The sequence below is a fragment of the Blautia pseudococcoides genome, from assembly GCF_001689125.2.
Classification (GTDB): domain Bacteria; phylum Bacillota; class Clostridia; order Lachnospirales; family Lachnospiraceae; genus Blautia; species Blautia pseudococcoides.
This window is the reverse complement of sequence record NZ_CP015405.2, coordinates 118,943-142,383: the sequence shown is the minus strand read 5'-3', so window position 1 is coordinate 142,383 and position 23,441 is coordinate 118,943. Positions and strand designations below refer to the sequence as shown.

The following is a 23,441-nucleotide window of genomic DNA, read 5'->3' as shown; positions in this document are numbered from 1 at the left end:
CCCTCCTGTATCTTTAATCAACTTCGGTCATTACACCATCAATAAGTTGATAATATGTTTCTTCTTTTATCTTCTCTCCGTCTACCTGGTGGAGCTGTATTCCTTTGATCCTGTAATTCCCATCATTGTCCGTTTCAAATTCGGCACATATTATATAGGCGCCTTTGACTCCTTTAGCTTTTGCATTTAATCCTAGAGCTGCGGCTACAGAATTTACGCATCCTGCATAACTTGTACTTTCTTCTCCTGTGCTGAAAGATGCTCCACAGTTTCCGGTATTGCTGGATGCTCCACGGTATCCGGTATTGCTGGATGCTCCCCAGTTTCCGGTATTGCTGGATGCTCCACAGTTTCCGGTATTGCTGGATGCTCCACAGTTTCCGGTATTGCTGGATGCTCCACAGTTTCCGGTATTGCTGGATGCTCCACAGTTTCCGGTATTGCTGGATGCTCCACAGTTTCCGGTATTGCTGGATGCTCCACAGTTTCCGGTATTGCTGGATGCTCCACAGTTTCCGGTATTGCTGGATGCTCCACAGTTTCCGGTATTGCTGGATGCTCCCCAGTATCCGGTATTGCTGGATGCTCCCCAGTCTCCGGTATTGCTGGATGCTCCACGGTATCCGGTATTGCTGGATGCTCCCCAGTCTCCGGTATTGCTGGATGCTCCACGGTCTCCGGTATTGCTGGATGCTCCACGGTATCCGGTATTGTGGTTTTCCGCTTTTTTTTCACACCGTTTTGATGTGTATTCTATAGCTGCCTGCACCAGACCGGGTATACCAATCTTCGCTCCTATTTTTATCTCTGTGGAAGCTACTTTGCTGTCACCTTCAGATTTATCAATATCTCCTGTCTGTTCGACCTCATGGTATACGCTATCTGCTGGCTCATAATACTTAAAGCAGTCAAGTGGATATTCACAAGCATGGAATCCCGTATCACAGCATAATGCGCGCTCTTCGTGGTACTCTTTTCCCTCCTCGTACTGGAAACCTCTACACGTCATGTTATTTTTAAATCCTTTATATGCTTTCATGTTTTATCCTCCCTGTACCAGCCTGTAATAACTGGCTCTCTAAACTATCAACATCATATTTGCGTCCCTGGAAATTGCTGAACTTCGTTTTCTTCTTTGGCTCTGCCCTCTTCCGGGTTTTCTTCAATGAATGAAATCCTGTCCAGCCATCTGCAGCCGCTTTTTTAGCCAAAGCTATCCTGCCATTATCGTTATCCTCTGCTGCACATAATTCCTCACGTAAAAGTTGTATCTGCCCCTCATTGATAACCTTCCCATTCTGTCTCCTACACAAGAGAAAGAATTGGAAAGCATTTTCAAGCTCTGGGTTGTCAAATGGTTTTCCCGGCGGAGCCGTATTTATATTATTTCTTTTAGTTTCCTTTTCTTTTATATGGCTTTTTTCCGAAGAAATTTGAATTACTGCGGAATCAATTTGATTTTCTTCCGAAGAAATTCGATTTTTGGGTGAATTTAATAAAGGCTCCTCTTTTTCCTCTTTTTCGAGGAGCCAATACTTTTCACTATAAAGCTGTCTCTTCATCAGTTTCACTGCTATCTTGTGATAACGTCTTTGAATCCCTTCAGAGGTGATAACACTCTGTGCAAGGAGGGCCTTGTCAAAAAGCCCTAAATCCGCACAATAATCTATCACTTGCACGACAACCCTTTGATTCTTGATCCACTTATTTCCTATCTTACGGATGACCATTCTTGATAGCTTGTCTTTTGATAACTCGGCAAAATATCCCTGGCTATATACAATTGTCAGGATAACATCATAGATGGTAACACCCAGAGGGCCATACTCGTCCATGAGGTCGAATATCTTATCATCGTCATAGAAATTAAGCATCTTCGGAAAGTAGTCAAGCCCTCGTTTATTCGGGGCACCACGTGCCAATCTGACCACCCACTTTCCTGTCTTACAGCAGCTTTCCCGCCGCCTTATATAATTTCATCCAGTCATCCATGGCCATTGTTACCAGCCATGGATGATTATTTTTCCTGTGCATGACAGTAGGCATTTCACTCATTCTGGCATCGTTCATGGACTGTTCCATAGCCTTCTCAATGTTCAGCTTCTCCACTCTCTTACACTCGATATGGATACCAGAAAGGCCGACTACATCCGCATCACCGCTGGCACCACAATATTGCTGACCACGGCGGCAGTCTTTATATCCATATCCCTTTAGGACCTTAGTAAGCTCCAGTTCTCCTGCCTTGCCTTTCATTCTGCTGTTCATATCGTTCTCCTGACTTCCCCACCCCGTTTCCAGGGCAGGGAATAAAACTGATTATGCAATGATAGTGATACGGTCATATACCGAGTCATTCTGCAGGTTCTCGATCAGATACTGCTTGATATTATTCATAGCCTCATTACGCCACAGACCGCCCTCGGCCTCAACGATCTTGAATACCGGTTCTCCGCGGTCATCCCGGATGCGGAAGACAAATTCACTTGGCGGCTGCTTCACTTCCAGGAATGTGCGGTACGGGACCAGTGTGACCGGATTCGGCACCAGCACATCTGCTTTGGACGCAATGCCCTGCTTAATTGTAGTCTTCTGGCTCACACCATCGTCCCCATAGTTTGCCGTGGTCTTTGCCTCCACGTTGCCGGCTACCTTCAGGATGGCTTCCAGGTCAGGCGTCACATCGAAATCTGCCTGTAACTCGATAATAAAGCGCTCCTGATCATACCAGTTATCAAAGGAAAACTTCGGAACGATGGCAGATGACTTAAAAAGATATTCCCTCTTGCGTTCTGCAGTCAGCCCGGAATAGAGTTTTACACAGGTGGGGCTGACCACGTGGATAATCATAGTTTTCCGCAGCTCCTCCTTGCAACTTTTGATATAATCAATCATAGCCGTAAGGGTGGTTGCCTCGATCTGGTCTGCCATTGGCTCTCTATCGTATCTCATAAGGTCCTTATCGCAATAGGTCTTACCTGCGATCTCCACTACTTTTGGTTCCATGGCCTCTGCTTTTAATCCTGTGATATACCGCATAGCTTCTTTTAACATCATATTATCCTCCTTATTTACGCCTGTCTGGCGGCTCTTAAATCAATCACATTGTTACTGGTAACGGCCGGGGTTTCATAGATTTCCCCAGTGGATGGGTCTACCTTGCGCTCCATTGCGGCTGAATCACCGGCATGGTCTGGCTCTGCAATCTCCTCTTCCTGCACGTCCTGGATGGACATCTGTCCCGGGATCTGATTGCCAATCTCCACGGCTTCCACCTCTCCGGTCTTCAGGTTCTTACCCATATTGAGAGCTGTCACAGCTCCCAGAGCAGGTGCCAGAGTAGATTTTGCCTGGACTCCCGTGGTGACAAAATTACGGGCATCATTCGGCTTAAATTCGATAACCACTGTAATCCGGCGTTTTGCCGTGGCGTCTGTATTCGGGTCCTGGATATTCTCTGTCACTTTCTCCAATTCCCGGTTAATTTGTGATGTGAAGGCGCCGTTTGCGAATTCCTCCATATTCATATGTTTCATAGCTGCTCCTTTCCGCGGCCCAGCTTGATCAGGGCCGCTGTGTGTATTGTGATATATCATTCAGGCACAAAGCCGGAACCTCATTAATTCTCCATATACTCCTTGATCTGCTCTGTATAATCCGTAGACCTTTTTTTCTTCCATTCATCCCAGAAATCTATGGTCCGGGACTGCGGGCGCTCCTTTGCAAGCTGTACATGGATTTTCAGTGGTATGGGGGATGCATCTCCAACTATCAATACATCACCAGGAGAGAACATTGTGGTACTGTCAATCACGCTCTCATTGCCATCCGGCAGCATACCTTTTATCATAGTCTTGTCGTTCTCGTTATTGAGCTTTCCGACAATAAAGTTCGCACACTGGGCCATGATGGTCCTGTTAAGTTCAGACGGCCTCTGACTGGCGGCAAAAAGCGTGATGCCAAACTTCCTACCTTCCTTTGCGATGTCCTCGAAGATTTCCACCATACGCCGTTCTGACGCAGAGAGCTGAAAATTATCCGGGATATACACATGGGCCTCGTCGCAGACAAGAGTGATCGGATTGTATGTGCTGCCGGTCCTCTGGATATCATAGATGAGCTTGGTCAGCGCCCCTATGACTGGGATTGCCACATCATGAGGGATACCGGACAGGTCGATGTTCTTGACTGGCTTGTCCCCGCCCATGATCTCCTGCATGAGCTCATACAGATATTCCTGCCCGTATGGAGCAAATAGAAAGGAGTATCGTTTATCACTGAGTTTTGCCTCCATGGCATTCACAGTTCCTGTCAGTTTGCCATTGAGCTCTCCTTTCACAGTCTTATACATCCCGGCTTTATCACCGGATTTGTACACGTCTCCGGTATTTACCTCCTGTGTATTTAACTCTTGCATCTTTGCCAGTAATGCTTTGTAATCAAACCAGACTGGTTTGCCCTCATTTCCATCCGGGCAAATCCTGTGGTAGCTCTTACGCAAAGCCGACATAGCGACGGTTGCAGAGTCCTCTTTTATTTTTAGGATATTGGCGGCCATGTCCCGCAGGCCTAACATCCAGATTGGAAAATCTATGTCTTCGCCAAATTTGATATTATCCACGTAAGATATGTTGCTGTACTCACCATGGATATCAAAGACAACTATGTTAGTGCCTGGCAGCTTCGCCGCCTCCTCCAGGATCTTGGCTACCGTCTCAGACTTACCTGAACCAGTATTGCCGACAATACAGGCATGGCGCTGAAAGAACTTATTTCCATCCACCAGAGCCGGACAGTCATAAGTGCAATACTTACCAATCTGGAAGCCAGACTTCTTGCCGCCTATCATAGCGGCGAACTGTTTCGGGGTGATGCCTTCTGCCTCAATATCCGTAACCGGGTACTCGTCTATCGCTTTATTAAACCTTCCATTTTTCAGACTCCCAATAATGGAGCACTCAATCACCTTGACACTTTCTGGCTGTGCGATATAGTCATCATCCCCAAGTCCCGGGGATGTATCGGTATCTGTCAGGGATGTGACTGTGGTCACAAGGGTTACTTTCCCATCAGAGACAGATATCAGGTCGTTAATCCGGGCGTCAGAAAACTCAAACTCGTCCGTCTTTATCTGTATCCGGTCGCTTAAAATCTTTATCAGTTTCATCCTCTATCCTCCAGCAATTCATTGTAATTTCGTATCCTGGCAGCCTTTATGCTCTTACAGTAATCGCACTTACCACAACATCTGGGCGGCTCCATACCCGCTTTAACGGCCAGGAAACGGGGCATGTTCTCTTCCATCTCTTTCAGCGCCAGATCCAGTGTGGATTGAGGCACCTGGAATATATCCAGATCAGGTACCCGCTCTTTCGTGGCCACTGCCAAATAAAACGGCAATAACTGGCCCGTTACAATCTCCACACCTTTCTGGTACAGAGCTCCCTGCAGGTCGTACCGCCAGAATGGCATAGTACGGAAATTTGCAACCACTTTCAGATCCGTGATACATATCTCCTCCAGATAGCTGTCCATCTTCATTTTCCACGGGGTTCCAAACAGCTCAAATGTCATTATCCGTTGTTTCTCACCGCTCATGAACCTCATAAAGAGGGAGTCTGACCTAATCCTGAAAATAATCTCATTAGCCTTGCGGAACTCGCTGCGAAGCTCATTTTTACGAGTAAATACCGCAGGATTATCCCGGACAAACGCATCCAGTGTCCCCTCGAAATAAGAATCTACGAAAGAGCCTACCAGAAGAGCTTTTGTGACTGGCTGTTTATAGGTACCTCTAATCTTTGCCATCGCCGCAGCCTCACACTTCATAAAGTCCTTGTACTGCGATACCGAAAAGAATCTACTGTTCTGTTCCGGGGAGTAATAATTGTCCGCTGTCAGATTCTTCTCCATTTGTCACCGCTCCTTCACTTTTTTCTTCTCTGGCTTCTTCTTTCTTCTGTTCGCTGTTTTTCCCGTCAAATGGATTCTGGACTTCTTTTTCATCAACAGGTGGTGTGATCTCGAAATAATCTTCACGCTTCGCCATTCCATCCCGAAGAGAACGGTATACATTATTTAAGCGGAGCATGTCGTTCTCGCTGAATGCTTCTGTTTTACAGCCTATGTATTTCTCTATCATCTGTTTAGTGACTGAGAACTTGTCCTCAAATAACTTAATGCCTTTCCTTACGCGGTCTATCAATGGCTCTGTATTGCCGCTTACCAATGTCTTTTGACATTCCTCCACTGCCGCGTCCACCACATCTCCAGGAATGACACCCAGGATGCAGGCCCTCAGCCTTCTGGCTCCCTGGTTGGCGACCATCTCATAGATGTCACGAGGGTCAGTAAGCGGAACGTTGCCTCTTTTAGTTCCTCTCATATGTGGCACGCTGAATACTTTCGTCTGCCTGGTATTCGTCTCCAGATCCCAGGCATATGCCATCACCTGGCTCTCACCGCTCTTCTGTTCCAGCTCCAGTATGCCGAAATCTATGTTTCCCCAGTTCTGGGCCATAGCCTCTGCAAGCCGAATGGAAGGGCCAGTGACCTTTGTGCCGCCCCTGGGATACTCATACATAGCTCCCTCGGCCAGCCTTTTACGCTGGCAGACTCGCAGTATCCGGTTGAAGCTCTCCACCTCATCCCGGGGAAACTTCTTGGCGATCACCATAGCAGCCTGTACCTCCTGTGCCTGACGGCTTATCATCATCTCGGTTTGAGTATTTCGGGTTTGAGGCTGTACCTGTGTAAAATCATTTGCGTTTGTCATGTAATCCATGTCTCTACCTCCCTAAATCCTTTGTAAAAAAATACAATGTATCATCATCAGGATTATACGTGATATAATCCAGACACCCGTCTCCGGGGTTATCCCCATCCTGTACCTCTATCCCATCAAACAGCAGGCAATTCAGGAGTTTATTGATAATTCCGCAAATCTCTACAGGACTCTTGTTAGCCATTAAAAGGTCGATAACGTTTGTACTTGTATTACAATCTGCTCTTATACCAGTTTCTGCTCGCATTTCAAATCCTCCTCTTTTATCTGCTTTTTCAGTTCTTCTGCAACGTCTTCATGAAATGCCCTATCAATAAGTGACTCTTTGATATGGCCTGCCATGGTTCTGACGATAGGTATCGGCGGCTCTATGCAGTCATGCTTTCTGCCAATAACCTGCATGATAAAATTTTTATCAACACAGTTCCCTCTGGTGCATATTACATTTTCCTCTATGATTCTCAGCTTCTCTGAATCCCTGATCAGCTCTTCATATTCATGTAACGGCACTTCTATCTTGTTTTCCATCTTGACTTTCCTCCTGTTTTCCCTCTATAATTAGAGTGAGTTATTTTTATCAAGTCCCTGATTGCTTCCCGGCGCCAGGGGCTTTTCCAGTTTTTATAAGTTCGTAAAGCTCACTGATTTCTTCATCGTTTGCCAGATATCTAAGGGCAAATTTCAGGCGGCTGTCTTCGTCTACCAGATATCCGTCATCCATATCGTTCTCAATTGCTTCGATACAATCTAATATCAGATTATTCATTTTCCCCTTTCTCCTCCTCCGGCATTTCCCGGTCCCAGCACTCTGCGCAAAGTCTTTCCCTGTCTTCGTCCGTTACATCATCTAATGCTAGGCAATCGCTTTCTGCTTCGTACCCATATGTCTCTGGGCAACCATTACATCCCCCCTGCCATTTCTCATTTACTAATACCGGATGTTCCTGTTGCAATTTTTCTTTAAATGTCATAGTGTTTTCTCCTCCTTATCTTTTTTCTAATTTCCCACACTCACCTACGCGGTGGAACTGATTTGCGAAGTCAAGTATCGCATTGCGGGCCGCTATATACTCTGGGTCATCACAATCTAGCCTGCAAAAGTGGTATGCCAATTGCACAGCAATACGCTTGCACACCTTGACTGCAAGACTTCCGCACCACAATGGCCAGCACGAGAAGTCCAGGTCGGCTCTTCTCAGGTTGGCTCTTACACCATCGTCTTTACTGTTAATCCATTTCTTGTGTGCTTCTAATATTTTCTGTAATTCCTCTTGTTTCATCCTTTACCCTCCCTTTTGTTTTCTCTAATCCAATATTCCACTGCATATAAACAGATTACTGTCACCGCATACAGCAGCACCGCGTATGGCTCCACCCCGTAAATGGCTAATACGGTTAGGGCGGCTATGGTTGCATTCTTCAAACTATCTCCTCCTCATTAAGCTTTCGGCCAATATGATTTTCAAATTTGGCACGGTAAATATTAAACTCATCTGTTGTTTTACCCCTAACTTTCTTCGGCACGCATTCTCCGAACTTCCAGATTCCGCGGCGGATGTGTTCCCTTACATATTGGGGAGAAACACCTAGGATACGGGCTACCTCTGGCGGCTTTAGTATTTCTTTTGGCATATTTATCACCTCTTTTCTTGATTTTCTATTCTTTCCTTCCTATAATGTACTTACAGGCCCCGCCAGGCTGAGTATACAGAAGGGAGAACAGAAATGAAATTATCGAAAGATTCCGCTAAGCTCGCTTGTAGCCTTTATAAGACTTATCTTGAAAAACGTAAAAACAGTCAATCCAAGGCAAGCGCAAAACATTTTTCAAGCGGTTTTTATAAAGAAATCAAATCTTTATCCACATGGACTACTGAAGATATTACTGAAACACTGAATGAGCTCAAACGCGCCAATTTTATAAAAAAATATATCGACGGCAGTTTCCAGATTCAGGATAATTTCATCATTTATATGGAAAATCGTTTTAAAAATGGTGTTACCGAGGTAAGTGATTTTATTTCAAAATTCATTCCATGATTTTTTGCCCTCTGGTTCCTGTGTAGAACTCATCTTTTGTAATGCGCAGGAACCAGTTATCTCCTTCGCACGATAGTTCCAATTCACTTACATGCTCTATGCGTTTTCCGTTTAACTCGAAGATATTTTTTGATAAATCAATATTAATAGAGTTAAATAAGTTCTCCATTTTCATATCACCTCCTCATTTCCTGTTGACACAAACATTTACATTTTCTTCCAAATCTCCTATAATCTAGGTACAGGTGTTGCAGCACTGAGTACACCAGAAAGGAGAAATAGCATGATTGATAAAGAGAAACGTGCTCATGATTTAGCAATTCTCTATATGCAAATGGAAATAAAACACGAAAAAATTATTCCTGCATATACTGACGACTTTGGAAGCTTCATCAATGAATATGAGCATTGCTATGCTGAGATTCTTGAATATCTGAAGAAACAGTAAAGACTGTTTTTTCTTCCTCAGATATGATGGCCTCGTTTACTATTTCCGGAAAAATCGTAGCAAGGTCCTTCATGTCGGAAATCGTGAACCCTTTTCTTTCACACTCTGCAAAAATTTCTGTTACAAACTCTCTGACCCTCTGATTTTTCTTAACACGCAACATTTCCCTGGCCAGCATCTTCACACCTCCTCATCCTGCTTTCTTATTAGTAGTCACCTTTTTATCTAAAATATCTTCTTGTCTGGAAACCTCTTGTTGCCTCAGTAACAACGTATTCGCATCCCTAGTCAGGAGCAAGATATCTGGAAGGTCTATCTGCTTTAAGATAGTAACAATGCGATTGATTTCCTGCTCTTTCTGATTGTCCAAATCAAACATTTGTCTTCACCTCGCTTTCTGTAGCTTATAAAAACATTTTAATCGCTTTTTAAAACTTTGTCAAGACTTTTTAGTTGCTTTTTAAAACTTTTTGTGGTATAGTTATTTCAAGGAGGTGAAACTTGTGGAATTGAATGAGAGAATAAAATACTTAAGAAATGAGCTTAAATTAAGGCAGGATGACTTTGGAAGCAAAATTAATTTGACTAAATTTGCAATTTCAAATTACGAAAATGGCAGAACCGGTATTCCTGATAGAGTAATAAATGATATTTGCAGAGAATTCGGAGTAAATGAAGATTGGCTCAGAGACGGCGATGGCGAAATGTTTGAGCAATTGACAGACAAGGAAAAGCTGATGAAGTATACTGGTATGCTTCTTAGAGGTGAGGATTCCATTATTGTATCCGCAATCCAAGCGCTAATTATTACATATGAGCAATTAGACGATGCCAGTAAAGCAACACTCGAAAAAATAGCTACGCAATATATTGAGAATTTTAAAAAGAGCCAGTAAGCTGGCTCTCTAGAATAAGTTATTGTAGGAGATATTGTTTTATCAACATTAATAATTCTGAAACCTTATCTTCTGGCGCATTTACAAGTAGTTTGTTAATAGTATCAATATCCTTTTGCTTTTTGTCTTTGTTATCCATATGTAGTACCTCCCTCTCGGATAATGCAGTGGGAACATATATTCTGCTAAGAGTATACACCAGGAGCAAGTCAATTTCAAGAACATATGTTTTCTTCTGCTATTATTATAACAAATATCCGAATTGGAGGCTACAAAAATTTCGCTTTTTCGACATTTGTCCGGGCGCTCGGACACTTATTTATAAGGAGAGTCAAAAAGATCTGTAATGCGTACGTTTAACCCCTTAGCAAGCGATTCAAGCGTGTTAATTCGTGGGAATGTTCTATCGTTTGCTATATCCTCTATAGTGGATTTTGGAACACCAGTCATTATAGATACTTGCCGGACGGTCAAGCTCTTAGAACGCATAATTTCCTGCAACAATATTTTCATATTAACACCAACCTTTTTTGTGTTAATATGTGCAATTTTTAAATTTAAATACGATTAAAAGGGGGATAAATATGAGAAGTCTAGAACAAATCTTAAACGATATCAGCAAAATACCGTTTCATGACACCTTTGGAACCAAGAAAGAAATCCGATATCTGCCTAGTATATTGGATGATAACGAAGCTGTTCTTTCATTTACTTCCGGTTTTTTTGACGGTAACACATGGCTAATTGTATTAACTCATAGGCGTTTAATCTTTTTGGATAAGGGAATGATATATGGGCTTAAACAAAGGGAAATACCCCTTGATCATATAAATAGCGTAGGTCATAAAATAGGCCTGTTACTTGGTAGTATTGCCATTCAAGATGGAGCGTCTGCCATCAGGATAGATAATATTCAAAAACAAACCATAATACCGTTTATAGATGCTTTAAATAGGTCCATTGATAATTTCAAAACGGGACGCAATATTCGCAGAGAGTCTCCTTCAATATCCGCTGCTGATGAAATTAAAAAGTATAAACTACTTTTGGATGAAGGAACAATTACAGAGGAAGAATTCAAAATTAAAAAAAGACAATTATTGGAGCTATGATAGATATGATAAATAAAACACTTTATTTCAGCAATGGGTCTTTATACAAAGTATCACCAGAGGATGAGGACGGCTGGCGTGGAGCGAGATATTTGATATCTGACGGGGAAAGATATGATTTGGAAAATGTAGATAGTATTTGTTCTATTAAAGTCCCAGACTTTGAAGCAACAAATATTTTTGATGGTTACGGCGCTACTGGTTCTCTAGACTATGTCATCAGAATGAACGCCAGTTTTTTTTATAATCAATGTAAAAAGGAATTATGTTCTGCTTGTTTATGGAAATCTACTGAACTAATGTTTGCAAATAAATGGTATGTATGGAGAAAAAAAGATTATGTCAGGTTGATAACGTGGCACTATAAATTGGGCATGAAACAGGAAGCCTTAAAAGCACAAAATTATTTAATAAAAAAAGGATTTATTTTCACTGAAATAGAATTAAATCAATATAGGTCTGTTACGTCAAATATTAAAGCATCAAAAAAACCTGTTCAAAAAGATACTGTAAGTTATCATGAAAAAGAACTCTCCATAGTAAGAAGTGTAACAACAGAGGACATGCGTTCATTAAAAAGTATGCCTTTTCTTGTCAATACAGAAGTTAAAAAATATATACAAAAAAACAGCCATCCTTTTGCATATATGGATATATATGGAGAAAATATTGTCATTGCAAAATCGGAAATTGAAAAAATGAATAGTATAATTAAACTGGATTTAAAAAAATATAGAAATTTATCTCAAGACTTAAAAATCCCTACAGATCAATTAGTTTTTTCATCAGAAACCTATGGATATACAAGAATAATGTGCACTCCTAAAACATACACAGGAGAACTATCAAAATTTCCCTTTTCATTATTCTTCGCTACAGACTTTTCTGAAATGAAAAATACAACACACGGCGAACTCTTTTATGGACAAGATGGCGAAATTAAAAAAGGAAATATTTATTTTTGGAGATTTGGCACACCAACTTTCTTAACTTACAAATCCATAGATGGTATGTTAATGTTGATAAATATCGAATAAGAAAAAACCGGCCCCTGCGCCAACAGGAACCGGCAATATCTCCGAAGAGACGATACAAAATCTGGCAACTATATTGTATCATCTTCGGTGACAGGTGGCAAGAGACCATCTGTCTTTTTTACACCTAATTTTACCACAAGGAGGATGATAATATGCCCAAAAGAAAAAGAATGCCAAAGTTACCTAATGGTTATGGATCAATTCGCTATCTCGGAAAAGGCCGACGCAATCCCTATGCGGTACATCCGCCAACGGACGAATTTACAGAGAACGGCGTACCTGTCCGCCCAGCAGCCATATGCTATGTGGATACCTGGATTAAGGGTTTTACAGTGCTTACGGCATACAAGGCAGGGAATTATTACCCGGGATACGAAAACACGCTTATAGACCTAAATACCGACGCAGAAGACGCCTCTCGCCTCGAGGAGTTGGCAAATAAAATATTATCAGATTATAACCAGTTCAAAGGAATCGCTCCAGAAGAAACAGGCAAAACGTTTGCAGAAGTGTACGACGGCTTTTACAGTTGGAAATACAACGATGGAAAAAGAACTTACTCAAATGCTTCAAAAGCATCCACTAGAGCTGCGTTTCTCAATTGCTCTGCTTTGCACGAAAAGGAATTTCGCTCACTGAGGCATGATGATTTGCAAGAAGTTGTCAAAAACTGCCCTTTAAAGCATGCCAGTAAAGAACTCATAGTGTCACTTTACAAGCAAATGTATGCCTATGCAGATATTTACGAGCTATGCGACAAGGATTATTCAGCGCACGTGTCCGTTGATATCTTAGACGATGACGAAAATGGTGTTCCATTTTCTGAAAGTGATTTAAAAACATTGTGGAGAGACAAGGAACATCCTGTAGCAGAATTTCTACTCATAATGTGCTATTCTGGATACCGGATATCCGCCTTTTACACAATGGAAGTCAATCTGCTGGATGGATATTTTAGAGGTGGTGTGAAAACGGCTGCTGGAAAGAATCGCATGGTCCCTATACATCATTCGATACGCCCTCTGGTTGAAAATCGTATTAACTCAGACGGTTGTTTATTATCCATCAGTAAGAATACATTTCGTAAGAAAATGTATGCCTATCTCGAATCCGTAGGAATAGATCGGCACACTCCTCATGACTGCAGACACACGTTTTCAGCTCTGTGTGAAAAATACAAAGTAAATGAAAATGATAGAATGAGATTGTTGGGACATGCTTTCACAGATGTGACGAACAAAACATATGGCCATAGGACTATTGATGAATTAAGAGACGAAATCGAAAAAATCAAAATTCCAATTTGTGACTAACTTGTGACTAACCTCCCCCGATTATTAGTATTTCGCACTATCTAACTTACGCTTTTAAATGCCATACAAACCCCTATTTTACAAGGCTTATGACTGTTTTTTTGCGTATTTACTGCATTTGTAAAAAGCTTGATTTTTTAATAATATCTTAAACATAGTGCTCCGCATAATACCACAATTTTTGACGATTTTTTTATGCATATAGCACTATAAATAAAGTAAGTGTATCTATATTCAGCAAACATATCCTACAGGCGACATAATAACTTTACTGATATGGCAATCTGATTGTACAAATGCATTTTCGGTTCAGCCTGGTGATATGTCTCATTACAGACAGCATCCTGCATTTCTTGCTGTTTTTTTTCCGTAATAGTCCAACTGGCGAAACGATATGGTTTTTCTGGAAAAGTTGTTTTATAATGTATTCATGCTATGGAGGTGTTTTATGCCATTTGAAAGTCTTGAATTAAGAGAAGATATCAGTATCTCCAAAGTTGTCACCATACACTATTTTGAATATATGAGTGACTTTAATTTTCCCGGGGAATCCCATGATTTCTGGGAATTTGTCTGTGTTGATAAAGGAGAGGTGGATATCATGGCCGGCGACAGGCCACACACACTGAAGAGGGGACAGGTTGCCTTCCACAAACCGAATGAATTCCACAGCCTGAAGGCCAATGGCCGGATCGCGCCAAACCTGGTGGTTATTTCATTTGAATGCAGCTCTCCCGCCATGCAGTATTTTGAGGGGCTTATAACAGAAATCGGTGAAACAGCCCGTTATCTCATGGCTCAGATCATTTACGAAGCCAAACACTGCATTGCCACACCCCTTGATGACCCTTATACTACCCATATGGAACGGCACCCGGGGGCAGATTTCGGTTCCGAACAACTGATCAAGCTTTATCTGGAACATCTGCTCATACACCTTGTGCGGGAGCAGCTAAAAGGCCGCAGCACCGCACCTGCTGTAGTCAAATCCATCAAGCAGAAAAATGATGCCATCATTTACAAGCGGATCACCGCCTATCTGGAGGAACATATCCGTGAGCATCTGACCATTGATGAAATCTGCAGAGAAAACCTGATCGGCCGCTCCCAGCTTCAGAAACTTTTCCGGGAGCAGAACCAGTGCGGTGTCATTGAATACTTCTCACGGCTTAAAATCGAGCTGGCAAAACAGCTCATCCGGGAGAATCACCACAATTTTACGCAGATATCAGATTTCCTTGGCTATACTTCCATCCATTATTTTTCCAGGCAGTTTAAAAAGCTCTCAGGCATGACCCCGTCCGAATATGCCTCATCCATTAAACTGCTTGCCGAAAGGCCATAATTTTGAAACTTCTTTCAGAATTTTATCATTGTTTTACAAGACTATTCATATTATAATGAAGAAAAAGAGCACGGTGAAACGGGGGCTCGCAATAAAGGAGAATGTGTTATGAAAATCTACAGAACAAAAGACTACGATGAAATGAGCAAAAAAGCGGCACACATCATTGCTGCTCAGATTGTATTAAAACCTGACTGTGTTCTCGGTCTGGCAACCGGCTCCACACCGGTAGGCACATACAAGAACCTGGTTGAATGGTATAAAAGCGGGGATTTGGATTTCTCCACACTTTCCTCCTGCAATCTGGATGAATACAGAGGGTTAAGCCCTGAAAATGACCAGAGCTACCGTTACTTTATGAATACAAATCTGTTCGATCATGTAAATATTCGCAAAGACCATACTTTTGTACCGGACGGACAGGAAGCAGACAGCAACAAAGCCTGCCAGATGTATGAGCAGATCATCCAGGATCTGGGCGGCATTGACCTGCAGCTTTTGGGCCTTGGACACAACGGACATATTGGCTTTAACGAGCCTGCAGAGGAATTCCCCAAAACAACACATTGTGTTGACCTGACAGAGAGCACTATCCAGGCCAACAAACGTTTCTTTGAAAAAGAATCTGATGTTCCGAGACAGGCCTACACCATGGGTATCGGAACCATCATGAGCGCCAAAAAAATCCTTGTTGTAGTAAGCGGTGAGGATAAAGCGGAAATCCTTAACAAGATCATCAACGGACCGGTCACGCCTCAGGTTCCTGCATCCATCCTGCAGCTTCATCCTGATGTGACGATCGTTGCTGATAATGCGGCACTTTCCCAAGTTAAATAATTTTATAAAAAAGAGGGAACGGCCAGCCGGCTGTTCCCTCTTTTGTACTGCGTCCGATTCATTATCTCATTCTTAAAAGTTCTTTCATTTTCAGCTTATTTCCGTAATGGAGAACAGATGCACTGTACACCCTTATTGACACTGCCGCGATCACAATGATAAATAGAAGGAGAAGGCCCATGGAAACCAACAAATCCCCTGTCTTCATCCCGCCTGTCAGCAGAGTGAACGGTACGGAAAACGGTGAGGAGAACGGCAGATACATGGCAAATTTGGCCAATCCGCTGCTTCCGCCTCCGGCGATAGCTGTAAAATATCCCAGATAAAAGCTGCCAAGACTGATAAACATTACAGGCATCATGGCTGAGTTCAGGTCCTCCACCTTGCTCACAGCCGCGCCGCATACGGAATTCATCACCGCGTACAATGCATATCCCAGTATAAAATAAACCAGTAAAATGAAAACCGTGAACGGTGTGATGCTGGAAAAACTAATTGCAACTCCGCCTATATTAAAATTCGCAGGCACAAATACCGTGTAGCATATAACTGCAAAGGCAATGATAACCACCATCTGGATCAGTCCCAAGACTCCCATTGCCAGACATTTTCCGATGAGGATCCTGGATGGTTTTGCTGAGACAACCAAGGTCTCCATAACCCGGGAGGTCTTTTCCGATGCCACAGACATGGCAACGCCGTAGCCGTAATAATATACTGCAAAAAACATGATAAATACCACAGCCAGGCCCAGAATATAACCTGTAACATCCATATCACCTACGGATTCCTCTGTGAATGGCAGAGACAGGGTGGATTCTGCAATGGTCCGGCTGTCCACACCACTCTCTTCCAGGACATTTTTCTGCCATATTTTATTACACTCATCTGATATTTTCTGAGCGCTTATTCCCTTCATGAAATTAGCATTTACCACATGGATAAAGGGAGCTCCGTCCTTCTCCTCAATGGAGATCAGAGCGTTGTTTTCATTTTCTCTGATTTCAGCACGAATGCCTTCCTCCTCCTCTTTTGAGGCGATCTTAAAATTCCTGTCCATATATATCTTTCTTAAGGAATCCAGATTCTTCTCAAAAATCCCGGTCTGGTCGATCAGGTAACAGACGGGTGCATCTTCGTCCACAGCAATCTGTTCTGAAGAATTTTCCGTGCCCCCCGTACCTGTCTCTTTCTCGCTGCCGCTGCCCTTCACGGCTGATATGATCCGCGGAGCCAGACACAGACCCAGCACCATGACCATAATGATCACAGTTGATACAATAAAGGCTTTCTTTCTGGCTGCCTCTTTTAGGGTGTATGAAAATACTGTTGTTACCTGTCTCATTCTGTCTCCCCTGCCTTTCTGACGAAAATCTCCTGTAAAGATGGTTCCCGGATTTCAAATTTGTTTGGGTAGATTCCTGCATCCAGCATTCTTTTCAGGAATCTGTGAGCCATCTCATCCCCATTAATTTTATACTCTGTCTCAGCGGCACGCACTTCAAAAACTTCCAGTCCTTCTTCCCTGGCTATCTCCTCCACGTCCGCATTTACAGCAACACATAGATTGGTGTGGCCAAACGCTGATTTGATCTCTTTTAAATTCCCCTGCAGGATTGTTCTGCCCCTGTTCAGGATCAGAAGGTTTTTACAGTATTCTTCTACGGTCTCCATCTGATGCGTACTCAGAATAATATATTTCCCCTCTTCCACAAGCTCAGATACCAAATCCCTCAGCATTTTGCCGTTCACCGGGTCCAGGCCGGAAAAAGGTTCATCCAGAAAGACAAGTCTCGGATTATGGATAATGGCAGATATCAGCTGCACCTTCTGCTGGTTTCCCTTTGAAAGCTTTTCCGCAGGCATATTTCTATACTCCATCACTCCAAGGCGTTCCATATAGCCAAGCGCTGCTTTCTTCACTGCTTCCCGCTTCATACCGCGGAGCATCCCGAAATAAATAAGCTGTTCCAGAACCTTCGTCTTCATATAGATGCCACGCTCCTCCGGCAGATAGCCGAAAGCCAGTGTCTCCCTGTTGATTTTTCTTCCATTCCACTGGGCTTTACCTTCATCAGCCTCCATAATCCCCAGTATAGTCCGGATCGTGGTGGTCTTGCCCGCCCCATTGGTTCCCAGAAGGCCAAATACCCCCGGTGTCTCCATGGAAAAGGACAGATGGTCAACCGCTGTTTTCTCTCCAAACCGCTTTGTCAGGTTTTCCACTACTAAACTCATATACTCCTCCTCTTCTATTGCTCCATCCGGTCAGAAACAAGACGGTCCGTGCGGTTGGCCTTGTCTCTGACCGAGTTACCCTTAACGCCTTTTTTCATAGTTACATATATATAGAACAATCTGGTACGTCCAGATAATTCCTAGCATAAGAAACGGCAGTACACCGATATCCACTGCCACGGAACACATCAGCAAAACTATATAGATGCCTGCATAAAGCCAATTGGACTTTCTGTATACCACATAGGCAGCCTCATACATTCTGGCCTTCTCCTGTTCATCGCAGCTTTTATCCCAATCCCGGTTAAAATGCAGCGACAAAGCGTTGCCTTTCTTTTCAGGATTCATCTTCTTTGTCTGTTCAACCAGAATATGTTCTGAGAAGGCGGACCACAAACAGTATCCCACGAACAAAGTGGGTATCACTGCAAGGCTGGCTTTACTTTCACTCCTGTGAAGTCCGTAAACAATGTTTACACCGCTTAATACCATTACCATTGTGGAGCAGCATGATATGATTCCCTGGCAGCGATTGTTGTATCTTTCAATCTGTTCTGCTGTCTCATCGTCCTCTCCATCCCATTCACGGAACTTCTTCCGGACTGTGAGCACCATGTATGTATTGGCAATACTGCCCAGGATGGACATAAGGACTATGAACCAAAAGGCGCCCTTACCAATGAATGTCTCCAGAATACTTCCCAGTTTTTCCACATCCCCGCCGTGCTCTCCTATGATCACAGTACCTACCCCGCCCATAAGACCGCTGACCAGAATGATCATAATAAATTCCAGATATCCTTTTTTCTCTTTTTTATGCTTCTTCATTCCCGTCCTCCACATACCAGAAAATGTCCTCCACGGATGCCCCGCACTCCTTGGCTATTTTCAATGCCAGAGTCACAGATGGGGAGTAATCTCCTCGCTCAATGAGGCTGATGGTCTGCCGGGATGCTCCCACGCGCCGCCCCATTTCCTGCTGGTTGATATCCAGCTTTGCCCTGTATTCCTTCAGGCGGTTGTGCAGCGACATTCCCATCCCTCCTTTGCGACAAAATTATTTGTCATTTTGACAATTTTCCTTGTCATTGATTATAGCACTTGACAAGGATAGTTGTCAACTGTTTATACAAAAAAGACGGGGCTGTTGTTTTTAGCCACCGTCTCTCACAATCATATTTAACCACACAGCTGATTCGTCGGCTCATCTGGCTAGTTATATCATTTATAGAGATATTCTTCGTTTTTTCTTTTTTCCCAAATAAATAAAATCACCAGAATTCCTGCGCATACCAGTGCCCCTGTAAAGATTCCAATTATGCTGAAATTTATTACGGAAATCACCTGTCCGCTGAAATTAATAATAAAGTGACAGAGTATGGATGCCTTCAAGGTACCGTATTTTTTTACCAGTCTGCCCAGGATCAATCCCATCACAAAAGCATAACACCCCTGTACCAGATTCATATGATAAATGCCGAAATACAATGCCTGAAGAAAATTAGCGGCCCAGAAAGGGAAACTATTTTCCAATATTTTCAGGCAGAGCCCTCTCATAAGCAGCTCTTCCGCCAAAGGCGCCATAATGATCACATACAGCATGGAAATAATGGACGGCTCTGACATTCCCAGTCCTTCCATCACTTCCATGTACTGTCCCATCAGGTCCGGGGCCACTACGGCAAGAATATTCAAAAGGCTGCTGACCGCAAACTGGATAAATAAAGCCACAAAAAAGATACCCAGTATTGCTCCTGAATCCATGCCCGGCTTATGCCCCCGCTCCAGATAAACAGCCCGTCTGTCTGCCATCACTCTGCGGTACCAAAAATACCCCACCAGCAGAAAAAGCCCATAGGACGCAGCACTTATGATATACACATATTGATTTATCACATACTGCAGCACCGGTGACTGGTATATATGGATCATATTCAAAAAACGGTCAGCAAAAATGATCAGAAACTGCATCCCAAATACCACCAGAATCTGGATGATATACATAAGCACAATTGGTGCCAGACTCAGCAGAAGTGTCTTTGCTTTTTTTACCATTCCTTATTATGCCTCCAGGTCTTTAAAATGAAACTGCTTTGTGCCGTCTGCATACTCTCCCACCGTCTGTCCGCTGCCAAACAGCTTATATTTATAGGTTACCAGACCTTCCAGCCCCACAGGACCCCTGGCATGGATCTTACCGGTACTGATCCCCACTTCCGCACCGAATCCGTAACGGAATCCGTCGGCAAACCTTGTAGAACAATTCCGGTATACACCTGCGGAATCCGCAAGCTGCATAAAGGTCAGGGCTGTCTCTTCGTTTTCTGTAATAATACAATCCGTATGGTGGGAGCCGAATCTGTTAATGTGTTCCACTGCCTCCTGTACATTGTCCACCAGTTTCACAGAGATCACCAGGTCCAGATACTCCGTATCGAAGGCATCCTCCTCCATAACTTCACAGGGTATGATTTCTGACACTTCCGCGGTTCCCCTGATCTTCACATGGTTCTCTTCCAGGGCTTTGCTGATCACTGGCAGAAACTCCTCTGCAATTTTCCTGTTGACAAGCAGGGTCTCCACAGCATTGCAGGCCGCGGTATACTGTGTCTTAGCATCAAGGATGATCGGCACTGCCTTCTGTTGTTCAAAGGATTCGTCCACATATATATGACACACACCGTCGGCATGACCCATGACCGGAATTTTCGTATTGTTCATAATATATTGTACAAACTGATTGGAGCCTCTTGGAATGAGCAGGTCAACCGTCTCATGGCAGGACAAAAGCTCATCAATTTCATTATGCAGTTCTGCCTGCAGCATACACCCCTTTGGCGCACCTGCTTGGACGGCTGCCTGATAGATGATGTCAAACAGAACTTTGTTTGTCCTGGCTGTTTCTTTCCCTCCTTTTAGGATGGCACAGTTTCCGCTTTTTAAACAGAGGGAAGAAATCTGCACCAGGGCATCCGGCCTGGCCTCGAATATAATACCGATCACACCGATGGGACATGTCACCCGGTATAATTCCAGCCCTTCATCCAGCTCTCTTGCAAGCTGTACTTTTGAGAGGGGATCCGGCAGATTGATAAGTTCCGCGATCCCTGCAGTCACATCCTGGAGCTTATGTTCATCAAATTTGAGCCTTTTCATCACGGCAGCTGCAATTCCCGCTTTCTCTGCTGCTTCCATATCTTCACGGTTTGCTTGGAAGACAGCCTCCTGATTCGCAAGAAGTGCGGTTCTCACTGCCTCCAATGCAGCATTTCTCTGTTCCTTGCTGAGCGCTGCCATGCGGAAACTATCCTGTTTCATTTTCTGGGTTGCTTCTTTTATATTCATATGATGTATCCTCCTGTTATTCTTTACTGTTATATATGTGTGAAATATCTGTAACGTCTCAGCAGGTCTGTAAATTCACTGCATGAAAGGCTTTACATTTACGCTACCATTCAATCTTTTCCACCGGAATGGGGGATGCATTTTTTGTTATCTCCGTCACTTTTCCGCTCCTGAACCGGATGACCCGGTCAGCCATGGGCGCCAGCGCAGAATTGTGCGTAATAATGATAACCGTCATATGCTCCTTGCGGCAGGTATCCTGCAGAAGCTGAAGGATCTGCTTGCCCGTATTGTAGTCAAGGGCGCCTGTTGGTTCATCACAGAGTAAGAGCTTGGGATTTTTGGCTATTGCCCTGGCTATAGCTACCCTCTGCTGCTCACCGCCGGAAAGCTGTGCCGGAAAATTCGAGGTTCTCTCTGCAAGCCCTACCTTTCCCAAAACTGTAGCCGGATCCAGAGAATCCCTGCATATCTGAACAGCCAGTTCTACATTTTCAAGAGCTGTGAGATTTGGTACAAGGTTGTAAAACTGAAATACAAATCCCACATCATTGCGTCTGTATGTGACTAAATCCTTTGCCTTTAATTCATTTACATGTTTTCCGTCTACAATAACTTCTCCCTCAGTGGCACTGTCCATACCGCCCAGAATATTGAGGGCAGTGGTCTTTCCTGCTCCGGATGCCCCCAGGATCACTGCAAGCTCCCCCTTTTCCACGGAAAAACTGGCATTGTCCAACGCTCTGATCTCCACCTCATTCTTGCTGCCGTATATTTTTTTTACATTTTGGAATTCTATAAATGACACACTTCTATCCTCCCGGCTTCAGAGCGTATTTAAAAATTGCTCTAATGTTAGTTCTCATTATATCGCCATTTTAGCTGTACCGCAATCTAGTTTTTTATGCCTGGAAATATTTTTGATAACTTTACAGTTGGTTACAGCATGTTTAACCCGTTGAATTTTTAAGTGTGACTTATTTTAAATATGAACAAGTTCTGCCGATTTCACCTTACAGGGAAGTCTGCCTTGCAGTGTGAAAAACACAGAGCTTTTTTGCATTGCTGGATAGGGCGCTTCCTATGCATGGTGCAGTATCCTCTTGGGCAAAATGTCTTCTTGAACAGTGACCTGTGAACAATAACATAACTTTTACTTTTTTCTGTATAAGTATTGACTTTTCCACTTATTCATATTAATATATGAACAGATATTCATATGTTTAATATACTATAGTTACATAGGTAAAAATAAATTTGGAGGGTCCGAATATGAAGCAGGATAAAAAAAATTCTTCCATAAACCAGCAGAGGTATGAAAAAGAACCAAATCATGAACATCTGCATGATGAACACTGCGAGTGCGGATGCGGGCATGACCATGACGAGCATTCTCATGAGCACTATCATGACAACCAACAACACGATGAACATTGTGACTGTGGGGGCGAACATGACCATAACGAGCATTCCCATGAGCACTATCATGACAACCAACAACACGATGAACATTGTGACTGTGGGGGCGAACATGACCATAACGAGCATTCCCATGCGCACTATCATGACAACCAACAACACGATGAACATTGTGACTGTGGGGGCGAACATGACCATAACGAGCATTCCCATGAGCACTATCATGACAACCAACAACATGATGAACACTGCGGCTGTGGATGCGGACATGACCATGACGGACATTCCCATACGCACTATCACGACGACCACCAACATGATGAACACTGCGGCTGTGGATCCCAGCATGATCATGACGGGCATTCCCATGCGCACTATCACGACGACCACCAACATGATGAACACTGCGGCTGCGGATCCCAGCATGATCATGACGGACATTCCCATGCGCACTATCACGACGACCACCAACATGATGAACACTGCGGCTGTGGATCCCAGCATGATCATAACGGGCATTCCCATGCGCACTATCACGACAACCACCAACACGATGAACACTGTGACTGCGGCTGCGAGCATGACTACGGACATGAGGAATCCCATCACACGCCTGGTCATCCTAAG

33 protein-coding genes are annotated in these 23,441 nt (G+C 43.5%); 8 read left to right on the top strand and 25 right to left on the bottom strand.

Annotated elements, in window-relative coordinates; all coding sequences use genetic code 11:
- Positions 1 to 13: 13 nt before the first annotated feature.
- From A4V09_RS00670 to A4V09_RS00605, 15 genes are all read right to left on the bottom strand, one after another.
- Positions 14 to 1,039 (bottom strand): DUF7666 domain-containing protein, encoded by a 1,026-nt coding sequence (locus tag A4V09_RS00670; protein WP_084043379.1) that lies wholly within the window; start codon positions 1,037 to 1,039, stop codon positions 14 to 16.
- Entirely contained in the window at positions 1,026 to 1,931 is a 906-nt protein-coding gene (locus A4V09_RS00665) for a DUF4373 domain-containing protein (protein WP_171286181.1), read from the bottom strand. Before A4V09_RS00665 ends, A4V09_RS00670 begins: the two co-directional genes overlap by 14 nt.
- Positions 1,932 to 1,944: 13 nt before the next feature.
- Positions 1,945 to 2,268 (bottom strand): putative PDDEXK endonuclease, encoded by a 324-nt coding sequence (locus tag A4V09_RS00660; protein ID WP_065540648.1) that lies wholly within the window; start codon positions 2,266 to 2,268, stop codon positions 1,945 to 1,947.
- A 51-nt stretch (positions 2,269 to 2,319) separates the two neighbouring features.
- Positions 2,320 to 3,057 (bottom strand): hypothetical protein, encoded by a 738-nt coding sequence (locus A4V09_RS00655; RefSeq protein WP_065540647.1) that lies wholly within the window; start codon positions 3,055 to 3,057, stop codon positions 2,320 to 2,322.
- 14 nt (positions 3,058 to 3,071) lie between these two features.
- Positions 3,072 to 3,536: a hypothetical protein gene (locus tag A4V09_RS00650; protein ID WP_065540646.1), complete on the bottom strand. Its 465-nt coding sequence runs from the start codon at positions 3,534 to 3,536 to the stop codon at positions 3,072 to 3,074.
- 83 nt (positions 3,537 to 3,619) lie between these two features.
- The gene (locus A4V09_RS00645; protein ID WP_065540645.1) at positions 3,620 to 5,167 is read right to left on the bottom strand and encodes an ATP-binding protein; all 1,548 of its coding nucleotides are present in this window, start codon (positions 5,165 to 5,167) and stop codon (positions 3,620 to 3,622) included.
- The gene (locus A4V09_RS00640) at positions 5,164 to 5,913 is read right to left on the bottom strand and encodes a PD-(D/E)XK nuclease-like domain-containing protein (RefSeq protein WP_065540644.1); all 750 of its coding nucleotides are present in this window, start codon (positions 5,911 to 5,913) and stop codon (positions 5,164 to 5,166) included. The genes A4V09_RS00645 and A4V09_RS00640 overlap by 4 nt, the downstream gene beginning before the upstream one ends.
- Positions 5,861 to 6,784: a hypothetical protein gene (locus tag A4V09_RS00635; RefSeq protein ID WP_242963910.1), complete on the bottom strand. Its 924-nt coding sequence runs from the start codon at positions 6,782 to 6,784 to the stop codon at positions 5,861 to 5,863. Before A4V09_RS00635 ends, A4V09_RS00640 begins: the two co-directional genes overlap by 53 nt.
- A 4-nt stretch (positions 6,785 to 6,788) precedes the next feature.
- A complete protein-coding gene (locus A4V09_RS00630) occupies positions 6,789 to 7,031 on the bottom strand; it encodes a hypothetical protein (RefSeq protein ID WP_065540643.1) in 243 nt (80 codons plus the stop codon).
- A complete protein-coding gene (locus A4V09_RS00625; RefSeq protein ID WP_065540642.1) occupies positions 7,010 to 7,312 on the bottom strand; it encodes a hypothetical protein in 303 nt (100 codons plus the stop codon). The genes A4V09_RS00630 and A4V09_RS00625 overlap by 22 nt, the downstream gene beginning before the upstream one ends.
- A gap of 49 nt (positions 7,313 to 7,361) precedes the next feature.
- Positions 7,362 to 7,550: a hypothetical protein gene (locus A4V09_RS00620; protein WP_065540641.1), complete on the bottom strand. Its 189-nt coding sequence runs from the start codon at positions 7,548 to 7,550 to the stop codon at positions 7,362 to 7,364.
- On the bottom strand, positions 7,543 to 7,755 hold the full coding sequence (locus A4V09_RS00615; protein WP_065540640.1) for a hypothetical protein: 213 nt from the start codon (positions 7,753 to 7,755) through the stop codon (positions 7,543 to 7,545). Before A4V09_RS00615 ends, A4V09_RS00620 begins: the two co-directional genes overlap by 8 nt.
- 15 nt (positions 7,756 to 7,770) lie before the next feature.
- On the bottom strand, positions 7,771 to 8,064 hold the full coding sequence (locus A4V09_RS00610) for a hypothetical protein (RefSeq protein WP_065540639.1): 294 nt from the start codon (positions 8,062 to 8,064) through the stop codon (positions 7,771 to 7,773).
- A complete protein-coding gene (locus A4V09_RS24065; RefSeq protein WP_157123426.1) occupies positions 8,061 to 8,207 on the bottom strand; it encodes a hypothetical protein in 147 nt (48 codons plus the stop codon). Before A4V09_RS24065 ends, A4V09_RS00610 begins: the two co-directional genes overlap by 4 nt.
- A complete protein-coding gene (locus tag A4V09_RS00605) occupies positions 8,204 to 8,416 on the bottom strand; it encodes a MerR family transcriptional regulator (protein WP_065540638.1) in 213 nt (70 codons plus the stop codon). Before A4V09_RS00605 ends, A4V09_RS24065 begins: the two co-directional genes overlap by 4 nt.
- 93 nt (positions 8,417 to 8,509) lie before the next feature.
- Between A4V09_RS00605 and A4V09_RS00600 the strand changes: the two genes are divergently transcribed.
- Entirely contained in the window at positions 8,510 to 8,824 is a 315-nt protein-coding gene (locus A4V09_RS00600; RefSeq protein WP_065540637.1) for a hypothetical protein, read from the top strand.
- On the opposite strand, the gene A4V09_RS00595 is transcribed toward A4V09_RS00600, so the two are convergent.
- Positions 8,814 to 8,993, bottom strand: a complete 180-nt coding sequence (locus tag A4V09_RS00595; protein WP_118593974.1) for a hypothetical protein — start codon at positions 8,991 to 8,993, stop codon at positions 8,814 to 8,816. The genes A4V09_RS00600 and A4V09_RS00595 overlap by 11 nt on opposite strands.
- Positions 8,994 to 9,107: 114 nt before the next feature.
- Here A4V09_RS00595 and A4V09_RS24060 point away from each other — a divergent pair, with 114 nt between their 5' ends.
- Positions 9,108 to 9,272 (top strand): hypothetical protein, encoded by a 165-nt coding sequence (locus A4V09_RS24060; protein WP_157123425.1) that lies wholly within the window; start codon positions 9,108 to 9,110, stop codon positions 9,270 to 9,272.
- A gap of 190 nt (positions 9,273 to 9,462) precedes the next feature.
- On the opposite strand, the gene A4V09_RS00585 is transcribed toward A4V09_RS24060, so the two are convergent.
- Positions 9,463 to 9,651, bottom strand: a complete 189-nt coding sequence (locus A4V09_RS00585) for a hypothetical protein (protein ID WP_065540634.1) — start codon at positions 9,649 to 9,651, stop codon at positions 9,463 to 9,465.
- Between the two features lie 124 nt (positions 9,652 to 9,775).
- Between A4V09_RS00585 and A4V09_RS00580 the strand changes: the two genes are divergently transcribed.
- Positions 9,776 to 10,168: a helix-turn-helix domain-containing protein gene (locus A4V09_RS00580; protein WP_018597928.1), complete on the top strand. Its 393-nt coding sequence runs from the start codon at positions 9,776 to 9,778 to the stop codon at positions 10,166 to 10,168.
- 315 nt (positions 10,169 to 10,483) lie between these two features.
- On the opposite strand, the gene A4V09_RS26275 is transcribed toward A4V09_RS00580, so the two are convergent.
- Positions 10,484 to 10,657 (bottom strand): helix-turn-helix domain-containing protein, encoded by a 174-nt coding sequence (locus A4V09_RS26275; protein WP_334293546.1) that lies wholly within the window; start codon positions 10,655 to 10,657, stop codon positions 10,484 to 10,486.
- Between the two features lie 95 nt (positions 10,658 to 10,752).
- Between A4V09_RS26275 and A4V09_RS00570 the strand changes: the two genes are divergently transcribed.
- The 5 genes from A4V09_RS00570 to nagB all read left to right on the top strand — a co-directional run bounded on the left by A4V09_RS00570 (position 10,753) and on the right by nagB (position 15,812).
- The gene (locus A4V09_RS00570) at positions 10,753 to 11,280 is read left to right on the top strand and encodes a PH domain-containing protein (protein WP_065540633.1); all 528 of its coding nucleotides are present in this window, start codon (positions 10,753 to 10,755) and stop codon (positions 11,278 to 11,280) included.
- Positions 11,281 to 11,285: 5 nt separating this feature from the next.
- Complete coding sequence (locus A4V09_RS00565) at positions 11,286 to 12,317, top strand: hypothetical protein (protein WP_157123424.1); 1,032 nt, start codon at positions 11,286 to 11,288, stop codon at positions 12,315 to 12,317.
- A gap of 152 nt (positions 12,318 to 12,469) precedes the next feature.
- A complete protein-coding gene (locus tag A4V09_RS00560) occupies positions 12,470 to 13,630 on the top strand; it encodes a tyrosine-type recombinase/integrase (RefSeq protein ID WP_065540631.1) in 1,161 nt (386 codons plus the stop codon).
- Positions 13,631 to 14,078: 448 nt separating this feature from the next.
- On the top strand, positions 14,079 to 14,975 hold the full coding sequence (locus A4V09_RS00555) for a helix-turn-helix transcriptional regulator (RefSeq protein ID WP_084043377.1): 897 nt from the start codon (positions 14,079 to 14,081) through the stop codon (positions 14,973 to 14,975).
- 108 nt (positions 14,976 to 15,083) lie between these two features.
- On the top strand, positions 15,084 to 15,812 hold the full coding sequence (nagB, locus tag A4V09_RS00550; RefSeq protein ID WP_065540630.1) for a glucosamine-6-phosphate deaminase: 729 nt from the start codon (positions 15,084 to 15,086) through the stop codon (positions 15,810 to 15,812).
- A gap of 61 nt (positions 15,813 to 15,873) precedes the next feature.
- On the opposite strand, the gene A4V09_RS00545 is transcribed toward nagB, so the two are convergent.
- From A4V09_RS00545 to A4V09_RS00515, 7 genes are all read right to left on the bottom strand, one after another.
- Entirely contained in the window at positions 15,874 to 17,157 is a 1,284-nt protein-coding gene (locus A4V09_RS00545) for an ABC transporter permease (protein WP_065540629.1), read from the bottom strand.
- Positions 17,154 to 18,050 carry an ABC transporter ATP-binding protein gene (locus A4V09_RS00540; RefSeq protein WP_065540628.1) on the bottom strand — a complete coding sequence of 299 codons (897 nt, stop codon included), beginning with the start codon at positions 18,048 to 18,050 and terminating at the stop codon, positions 17,154 to 17,156. Before A4V09_RS00540 ends, A4V09_RS00545 begins: the two co-directional genes overlap by 4 nt.
- 81 nt (positions 18,051 to 18,131) lie before the next feature.
- On the bottom strand, positions 18,132 to 18,878 hold the full coding sequence (locus A4V09_RS00535) for a DUF3169 family protein (RefSeq protein WP_065540627.1): 747 nt from the start codon (positions 18,876 to 18,878) through the stop codon (positions 18,132 to 18,134).
- A complete protein-coding gene (locus A4V09_RS00530; protein WP_065540626.1) occupies positions 18,865 to 19,083 on the bottom strand; it encodes a helix-turn-helix transcriptional regulator in 219 nt (72 codons plus the stop codon). Before A4V09_RS00530 ends, A4V09_RS00535 begins: the two co-directional genes overlap by 14 nt.
- 188 nt (positions 19,084 to 19,271) lie before the next feature.
- Entirely contained in the window at positions 19,272 to 20,105 is an 834-nt protein-coding gene (locus tag A4V09_RS00525) for a CPBP family intramembrane glutamic endopeptidase (RefSeq protein ID WP_065540625.1), read from the bottom strand.
- A 6-nt stretch (positions 20,106 to 20,111) separates the two neighbouring features.
- Positions 20,112 to 21,395 (bottom strand): glutamate-5-semialdehyde dehydrogenase, encoded by a 1,284-nt coding sequence (locus A4V09_RS00520; protein ID WP_065540624.1) that lies wholly within the window; start codon positions 21,393 to 21,395, stop codon positions 20,112 to 20,114.
- 103 nt (positions 21,396 to 21,498) lie between these two features.
- Positions 21,499 to 22,203, bottom strand: coding sequence for an ABC transporter ATP-binding protein (locus tag A4V09_RS00515; RefSeq protein ID WP_065540623.1), 705 nt, complete (start codon positions 22,201 to 22,203; stop codon positions 21,499 to 21,501).
- Positions 22,204 to 23,441: the final 1,238 nt, after the last annotated feature.

What these genes read in the sequence shown, in the direction of transcription:
- A4V09_RS00670 (WP_084043379.1), bottom strand. Translation starts at nt 1,039, where the DNA reads ATGAAAGCATATAAAGGATTTAAAAATAACATGACGTGTAGAGGTTTC.
- A4V09_RS00660 (WP_065540648.1), bottom strand. Translation starts at nt 2,268, where the DNA reads ATGAACAGCAGAATGAAAGGCAAGGCAGGAGAACTGGAGCTTACTAAG.
- A4V09_RS00655 (WP_065540647.1), bottom strand. Translation starts at nt 3,057, where the DNA reads ATGATGTTAAAAGAAGCTATGCGGTATATCACAGGATTAAAAGCAGAG.
- A4V09_RS00650 (WP_065540646.1), bottom strand. Translation starts at nt 3,536, where the DNA reads ATGAAACATATGAATATGGAGGAATTCGCAAACGGCGCCTTCACATCA.
- A4V09_RS00645 (WP_065540645.1), bottom strand. Translation starts at nt 5,167, where the DNA reads ATGAAACTGATAAAGATTTTAAGCGACCGGATACAGATAAAGACGGAC.
- A4V09_RS00640 (WP_065540644.1), bottom strand. Translation starts at nt 5,913, where the DNA reads ATGGAGAAGAATCTGACAGCGGACAATTATTACTCCCCGGAACAGAAC.
- A4V09_RS00635 (WP_242963910.1), bottom strand. Translation starts at nt 6,784, where the DNA reads ATGGATTACATGACAAACGCAAATGATTTTACACAGGTACAGCCTCAA.
- A4V09_RS00630 (WP_065540643.1), bottom strand. Translation starts at nt 7,031, where the DNA reads ATGCGAGCAGAAACTGGTATAAGAGCAGATTGTAATACAAGTACAAAC.
- A4V09_RS00625 (WP_065540642.1), bottom strand. Translation starts at nt 7,312, where the DNA reads ATGGAAAACAAGATAGAAGTGCCGTTACATGAATATGAAGAGCTGATC.
- A4V09_RS00620 (WP_065540641.1), bottom strand. Translation starts at nt 7,550, where the DNA reads ATGAATAATCTGATATTAGATTGTATCGAAGCAATTGAGAACGATATG.
- A4V09_RS00615 (WP_065540640.1), bottom strand. Translation starts at nt 7,755, where the DNA reads ATGACATTTAAAGAAAAATTGCAACAGGAACATCCGGTATTAGTAAAT.
- A4V09_RS00610 (WP_065540639.1), bottom strand. Translation starts at nt 8,064, where the DNA reads ATGAAACAAGAGGAATTACAGAAAATATTAGAAGCACACAAGAAATGG.
- A4V09_RS00605 (WP_065540638.1), bottom strand. Translation starts at nt 8,416, where the DNA reads ATGCCAAAAGAAATACTAAAGCCGCCAGAGGTAGCCCGTATCCTAGGT.
- A4V09_RS00600 (WP_065540637.1), top strand. Translation starts at nt 8,510, where the DNA reads ATGAAATTATCGAAAGATTCCGCTAAGCTCGCTTGTAGCCTTTATAAG.
- A4V09_RS00595 (WP_118593974.1), bottom strand. Translation starts at nt 8,993, where the DNA reads ATGGAGAACTTATTTAACTCTATTAATATTGATTTATCAAAAAATATC.
- A4V09_RS24060 (WP_157123425.1), top strand. Translation starts at nt 9,108, where the DNA reads ATGATTGATAAAGAGAAACGTGCTCATGATTTAGCAATTCTCTATATG.
- A4V09_RS00585 (WP_065540634.1), bottom strand. Translation starts at nt 9,651, where the DNA reads ATGTTTGATTTGGACAATCAGAAAGAGCAGGAAATCAATCGCATTGTT.
- A4V09_RS26275 (WP_334293546.1), bottom strand. Translation starts at nt 10,657, where the DNA reads ATGCGTTCTAAGAGCTTGACCGTCCGGCAAGTATCTATAATGACTGGT.
- A4V09_RS00570 (WP_065540633.1), top strand. Translation starts at nt 10,753, where the DNA reads ATGAGAAGTCTAGAACAAATCTTAAACGATATCAGCAAAATACCGTTT.
- A4V09_RS00565 (WP_157123424.1), top strand. Translation starts at nt 11,286, where the DNA reads ATGATAAATAAAACACTTTATTTCAGCAATGGGTCTTTATACAAAGTA.
- A4V09_RS00560 (WP_065540631.1), top strand. Translation starts at nt 12,470, where the DNA reads ATGCCCAAAAGAAAAAGAATGCCAAAGTTACCTAATGGTTATGGATCA.
- A4V09_RS00555 (WP_084043377.1), top strand. Translation starts at nt 14,079, where the DNA reads ATGCCATTTGAAAGTCTTGAATTAAGAGAAGATATCAGTATCTCCAAA.
- nagB (WP_065540630.1), top strand. Translation starts at nt 15,084, where the DNA reads ATGAAAATCTACAGAACAAAAGACTACGATGAAATGAGCAAAAAAGCG.
- A4V09_RS00545 (WP_065540629.1), bottom strand. Translation starts at nt 17,157, where the DNA reads ATGAGACAGGTAACAACAGTATTTTCATACACCCTAAAAGAGGCAGCC.
- A4V09_RS00540 (WP_065540628.1), bottom strand. Translation starts at nt 18,050, where the DNA reads ATGAGTTTAGTAGTGGAAAACCTGACAAAGCGGTTTGGAGAGAAAACA.
- A4V09_RS00535 (WP_065540627.1), bottom strand. Translation starts at nt 18,878, where the DNA reads ATGAAGAAGCATAAAAAAGAGAAAAAAGGATATCTGGAATTTATTATG.
- A4V09_RS00530 (WP_065540626.1), bottom strand. Translation starts at nt 19,083, where the DNA reads ATGTCGCTGCACAACCGCCTGAAGGAATACAGGGCAAAGCTGGATATC.
- A4V09_RS00525 (WP_065540625.1), bottom strand. Translation starts at nt 20,105, where the DNA reads ATGGTAAAAAAAGCAAAGACACTTCTGCTGAGTCTGGCACCAATTGTG.
- A4V09_RS00520 (WP_065540624.1), bottom strand. Translation starts at nt 21,395, where the DNA reads ATGAATATAAAAGAAGCAACCCAGAAAATGAAACAGGATAGTTTCCGC.